The organism is Acidovorax sp. GW821-FHT10E03 (genome assembly GCF_059415205.1).
In genome coordinates this window covers 1-5828 of sequence record NZ_JBWKMU010000024.1, presented here as the reverse complement: position 1 = coordinate 5828, position 5828 = coordinate 1, and the positions used below count along the sequence as shown (strand labels likewise).

The following is a 5828-nucleotide window of genomic DNA, read 5'->3' as shown; positions in this document are numbered from 1 at the left end:
TGCTATAGTCGAGGGCTTCGCTACTGAGGCGGTGCTGCAGAGATGCGGGGCGCTGGAGGTTCGGGTGATGATGGGGTCTAGGCCTTGTGGTTGCCGGGGCTGAGAAGGTGGAAGAAGAAAGTTTGGTTTTGGGTTGTAGGTGGTGTAAAAACCGGTATATAATTCAAGGCTTCGCTGAGTAGAACTGGATGCCGCAAGGTGCTGAGTTTGAAAGGTGATGAAAACAAAAAAGTTTTCAAAAGTTTGACAGTTCTTCAAAAACTGTGCTAGAATTCAAGGCTCAGCTGATCGCAGCTAAGTCGGGAAAGCAAGGAAAGACTACGGTCTTTGTGAGTGATCCGGTTCATTAAAAATATACAGCCGATAAGCGTGGGCGTTTGATGGCGAGTGCCAAGTTCTTTGGAACTAGTGCTTAGCACTACAAACGCTCATGAGAGAGAAGTGAAGTTCACTTCAATTCTTAATTATGAGTTGCTCGAAAGAGCGAAAAAATCAAGATCGAACTGTAGAGTTTGATCCTGGCTCAGATTGAACGCTGGCGGCATGCCTTACACATGCAAGTCGAACGGTAACAGGTCTTCGGATGCTGACGAGTGGCGAACGGGTGAGTAATACATCGGAACGTGCCCGATCGTGGGGGATAACGGAGCGAAAGCTTTGCTAATACCGCATACGATCTACGGATGAAAGCAGGGGACCGCAAGGCCTTGCGCGGACGGAGCGGCCGATGGCAGATTAGGTAGTTGGTGGGATAAAAGCTTACCAAGCCGACGATCTGTAGCTGGTCTGAGAGGACGACCAGCCACACTGGGACTGAGACACGGCCCAGACTCCTACGGGAGGCAGCAGTGGGGAATTTTGGACAATGGGCGCAAGCCTGATCCAGCCATGCCGCGTGCAGGATGAAGGCCTTCGGGTTGTAAACTGCTTTTGTACGGAACGAAAAGACTCCTTCTAATAAAGGGGGTCCATGACGGTACCGTAAGAATAAGCACCGGCTAACTACGTGCCAGCAGCCGCGGTAATACGTAGGGTGCAAGCGTTAATCGGAATTACTGGGCGTAAAGCGTGCGCAGGCGGTTATGTAAGACAGATGTGAAATCCCCGGGCTCAACCTGGGAACTGCATTTGTGACTGCATAGCTAGAGTACGGTAGAGGGGGATGGAATTCCGCGTGTAGCAGTGAAATGCGTAGATATGCGGAGGAACACCGATGGCGAAGGCAATCCCCTGGACCTGTACTGACGCTCATGCACGAAAGCGTGGGGAGCAAACAGGATTAGATACCCTGGTAGTCCACGCCCTAAACGATGTCAACTGGTTGTTGGGTCTTCACTGACTCAGTAACGAAGCTAACGCGTGAAGTTGACCGCCTGGGGAGTACGGCCGCAAGGTTGAAACTCAAAGGAATTGACGGGGACCCGCACAAGCGGTGGATGATGTGGTTTAATTCGATGCAACGCGAAAAACCTTACCCACCTTTGACATGTACGGAATCCTTTAGAGATAGAGGAGTGCTCGAAAGAGAACCGTAACACAGGTGCTGCATGGCTGTCGTCAGCTCGTGTCGTGAGATGTTGGGTTAAGTCCCGCAACGAGCGCAACCCTTGTCATTAGTTGCTACATTCAGTTGGGCACTCTAATGAGACTGCCGGTGACAAACCGGAGGAAGGTGGGGATGACGTCAAGTCCTCATGGCCCTTATAGGTGGGGCTACACACGTCATACAATGGCTGGTACAGAGGGTTGCCAACCCGCGAGGGGGAGCCAATCCCATAAAGCCAGTCGTAGTCCGGATCGCAGTCTGCAACTCGACTGCGTGAAGTCGGAATCGCTAGTAATCGCGGATCAGAATGTCGCGGTGAATACGTTCCCGGGTCTTGTACACACCGCCCGTCACACCATGGGAGCGGGTTCTGCCAGAAGTAGTTAGCCTAACCGCAAGGAGGGCGATTACCACGGCAGGGTTCGTGACTGGGGTGAAGTCGTAACAAGGTAGCCGTATCGGAAGGTGCGGCTGGATCACCTCCTTTCTGGAAAACTGCATTCAAGATTGAACGCCCACACTTATCGGTTGTTGGAACAAGCCACAGACCTGCGAAGCGATTCGCGGAGCTGAGGAATGGGTCTGTAGCTCAGCTGGTTAGAGCACCGTCTTGATAAGGCGGGGGTCGTTGGTTCGAGCCCAACTAGACCCACCAAATTCCAATACACGGATACGGTATGAGGACACTGGGGGATTAGCTCAGCTGGGAGAGCACCTGCTTTGCAAGCAGGGGGTCGTCGGTTCGATCCCGTCATCCTCCACCAACACTGCGGTAGTAGGTAGTAAGAAGATTACTCAACACCAAAGCGGCTTTGACTGGAAACGGTTAAGGCTTCTTTGTTGTTGATCAATATCGATTGATCAATCGGCTGTTCTTTAAAAATTCATAGAGTCGAATCAGAGTTGCTAGCGGAAACTGCACATTCGTAAAGGTTTAGTGCAGACCGTGCCGCTAGCAACAAGAATTTTTGATTGCGTCAAAACGAATATTCAAACCTAGTTTGAAATTCTTAAGTAATACGATGACAACTCGAAAGGGTTGAAGTTGTTTACGGCATAACGCGTCAGGTGAAAGACCTGGCAAGTCCTTGAAAGATTAGACGGCGGTGTTTCGCAAGAAACGTCAAAGTTATAGGGTCAAGTGACTAAGAGCATGTGGTGGATGCCTTGGCGATTACAGGCGACGAAAGACGTGATAGCCTGCGATAAGCTTCGGGGAGCTGGCAAATAAGCTTTGATCCGGAGATTTCTGAATGGGGAAACCCACCTCGCAAGAGGTATCGCATGATGAATACATAGTCATGCGAGGCGAACCGGGTGAACTGAAACATCTCAGTAGCTCGAGGAAAAGACATCAACCGAGATTCCGAAAGTAGTGGCGAGCGAAATCGGAAGAGCCTTCTATTGATAGCACGACTGTTAGCAAAACGGAATGGAAAGTCCGGCCATAGCAGGTGATAGCCCTGTATGCGAAAACAGACGTGTGGTACTAAGGTAGAGAAAAGTAGGGCGGGACACGAGAAATCCTGTCTGAATATGGGGGGACCATCCTCCAAGGCTAAATACTCGTAATCGACCGATAGTGAACCAGTACCGTGAGGGAAAGGCGAAAAGAACCCCGGGAGGGGAGTGAAATAGATCCTGAAACCGCATGCTTACAAAAAGTAGGAGCCCGTAAGGGTGACTGCGTACCTTTTGTATAATGGGTCAGCGACTTACATTCAGTGGCAAGGTTAACCGAATAGGGAAGCCGTAGAGAAATCGAGTCCGAATAGGGCGAATCAGTCGCTGGGTGTAGACCCGAAACCAAGTGATCTATCCATGGCCAGGATGAAGGTGCCGTAACAGGTACTGGAGGTCCGAACCGACTAGTGTTGCAAAACTAGCGGATGAGCTGTGGATAGGGGTGAAAGGCTAAACAAACTTGGAAATAGCTGGTTCTCTCCGAAAACTATTTAGGTAGTGCCTCAAGTATTACCGTCGGGGGTAGAGCACTGTTTAGGCTAGGGGGTCATGGCGACTTACCAAACCTATGCAAACTCCGAATACCGACGAGTACAGCTTGGGAGACAGAGCACCGGGTGCTAACGTCCGGACTCAAGAGGGAAACAACCCAGACCGCCAGCTAAGGTCCCTAAAATTGGCTAAGTGGGAAACGAAGTGGGAAGGCTAAAACAGTCAGGATGTTGGCTTAGAAGCAGCCATCATTTAAAGAAAGCGTAATAGCTCACTGATCGAGTCGTCCTGCGCGGAAGATGTAACGGGGCTAAGCCAGTTACCGAAGCTGCGGATTTGCAATTTATTGCAAGTGGTAGGAGAGCGTTCTGTAGGCCTGTGAAGGTGTCTGGTAACGGATGCTGGAGGTATCAGAAGTGCGAATGCTGACATGAGTAGCGTTAAAGGGGGTGAAAAGCCCCCTCGCCGTAAGCGCAAGGTTTTCTACGCAACGTTCATCGGCGTAGAGTGAGTCGGCCCCTAAGGCGAGGCAGAGATGCGTAGCTGATGGGAAACAGGTCAATATTCCTGTACCGATCAATAGTGCGATGTGGGGACGGAGAAGGTTAGCTCAGCCAACTGTTGGATATGTTGGTTCAAGCCTGTAGTCGTGCCTGGTAGGCAAATCCGCCGGGCTTAGATGAGGGGTGATAACGAGTCTGCTTGCAGACGAAGTGAGTGATACCCTGCTTCCAGGAAAAGCCACTAAGCTTCAGCTATTGACGACCGTACCGCAAACCGACACTGGTGCGCGAGATGAGTATTCTAAGGCGCTTGAGAGAACTCAGGAGAAGGAACTCGGCAAATTGATACCGTAACTTCGGGAGAAGGTATGCCCCAAGTAGGTGAACCTGTACAAGGCGAGCCCAACGGGGTTGCAAAAAATCGGTGGCTGCGACTGTTTAATAAAAACACAGCACTCTGCAAACACGAAAGTGGACGTATAGGGTGTGACGCCTGCCCGGTGCTGGAAGATTAAATGATGGGGTGCAAGCTCTTGATTGAAGTCCCAGTAAACGGCGGCCGTAACTATAACGGTCCTAAGGTAGCGAAATTCCTTGTCGGGTAAGTTCCGACCTGCACGAATGGCGTAACGATGGCCACACTGTCTCCTCCTGAGACTCAGCGAAGTTGAAATGTTTGTGATGATGCAATCTCCCCGCGGAAAGACGGAAAGACCCCATGAACCTTTACTGTAGCTTTGTATTGGACTTTGAACAGATCTGTGTAGGATAGGTGGGAGGCTTTGAAGTGAGGTCGCTAGATCTCATGGAGCCAACGTTGAAATACCACCCTGGTGTGTTTGAGGTTCTAACCTAGGTCCATTATCTGGATCGGGGACAGTGCATGGTAGGCAGTTTGACTGGGGCGGTCTCCTCCCAAAGCGTAACGGAGGAGTTCGAAGGTACGCTAGTTACGGTCGGACATCGTGACGATAGTGCAATGGCATAAGCGTGCTTAACTGCGAGACTGACAAGTCGAGCAGATGCGAAAGCAGGACATAGTGATCCGGTGGTTCTGTATGGAAGGGCCATCGCTCAACGGATAAAAGGTACTCTGGGGATAACAGGCTGATACCGCCCAAGAGTTCATATCGACGGCGGTGTTTGGCACCTCGATGTCGGCTCATCTCATCCTGGGGCTGTAGCCGGTCCCAAGGGTATGGCTGTTCGCCATTTAAAGAGGTACGTGAGCTGGGTTTAAAACGTCGTGAGACAGTTTGGTCCCTATCTTCCGTGGGCGCTGCAGATTTGAGGAAGCCTGCTCCTAGTACGAGAGGACCGGAGTGGACACACCTCTGGTGTATCGGTTGTCACGCCAGTGGCATTGCCGAGTAGCTAAGTGTGGAAGAGATAACCGCTGAAAGCATCTAAGCGGGAAACTCGTTTCAAGATGAGATCTGCCGGGGCCTTGAGCCCCCTAAAGAGTCGTTCAAGACCAGGACGTTGATAGGTCAGGTGTGGAAGCGCAGTAATGCGTTAAGCTAACTGATACTAATTGCTCGTGCGGCTTGACCCTATAACTTTGATAGCCAACACACGCAAGTGTGCAAAGCTCAAAGATTGTTATGCCAAGTTGACGCAGTCAAAAGACACAAAATCTGATTCCATACTCTATGAATTCGCCAGGCTGTTCCACGAACAGCCCAGCACCAAGTTATGCCTGATGACCATAGCAAGTTGGTACCACTCCTTCCCATCCCGAACAGGACAGTGAAACGACTTTGCGCCGATGATAGTGCGGGTTCCCGTGTGAAAGTAGGTCATCGTCAGGCTCTTACAGCCCA

At 50.9% G+C, this 5828-nt stretch carries 2 tRNA genes and 3 rRNA genes; all 5 read left to right on the top strand.

What is annotated here, in order from left to right:
• Nucleotides 1-500: 500 nt before the first annotated feature.
• A 16S ribosomal RNA gene (locus AC07OD_RS28050) occupies nt 501-2033 on the top strand.
• A gap of 91 nt (nt 2034-2124) precedes the next feature.
• Nucleotides 2125-2201 (top strand) — tRNA-Ile (locus AC07OD_RS28045).
• Between the two features lie 33 nt (nt 2202-2234).
• Nucleotides 2235-2310, top strand: a tRNA-Ala gene (locus AC07OD_RS28040).
• A 371-nt stretch (nt 2311-2681) separates the two neighbouring features.
• A 23S ribosomal RNA gene (locus tag AC07OD_RS28035) occupies nt 2682-5560 on the top strand.
• 143 nt (nt 5561-5703) lie between these two features.
• Nucleotides 5704-5816, top strand: a 5S ribosomal RNA gene (rrf, locus tag AC07OD_RS28030).
• Together the 16S, 23S and 5S rRNA genes with 2 tRNA genes alongside form the textbook arrangement of a ribosomal RNA operon.
• Nucleotides 5817-5828 lie beyond the last annotated feature (12 nt).